Annotated in this window: 1 protein-coding gene; it reads left to right on the forward strand. The window is 60.3% G+C overall.

Annotated elements, in window-relative coordinates:
- Positions 1-92: 92 nt before the first annotated feature.
- Positions 93-365 (forward strand): S24 family peptidase (locus tag CXF87_RS12475; RefSeq protein ID WP_232774917.1); only part of this gene is annotated, 273 nt, incomplete at its 3' end.

Raw genomic sequence — 365 nt, forward strand, 5'->3', positions numbered from 1 at the left:
CTGTGCGCCCATCTGAAGCGGGCGTCGGGTCCGCTTACGCAAAAGGCGCCATTGTTGGGATGTATGCCAACGCAAGCGGGATCGGGCGGACTGTGTCTGAAGCTCCAGCCCTAGAGGGGATGTGTCCAGAAATAAGCTGGGTGCAGGCGGGAGCGTGGTCAGAAGTGTGCGAAGTGAATACAGATCCAGAAACCACCAACTGGTACCCACGCCCTCCTGGCGCCAGCGCGCAAACCTTTGTGCTGCGCGTGGTGGGTGAAAGCATGATGCCCGAGTACCCGCCTGGGCGGCTGATATTCGTCGACCCCGAGCAGGCGCCACTGCCCAATGATGATGTTATTGCCGTGATGACGGATGCCAACGAG

The sequence above is a fragment of the Halomonas sp. MES3-P3E genome (genome assembly GCF_002836035.1).
In the GTDB taxonomy this organism is placed as follows: domain Bacteria; phylum Pseudomonadota; class Gammaproteobacteria; order Pseudomonadales; family Halomonadaceae; genus Vreelandella; species Vreelandella arctica.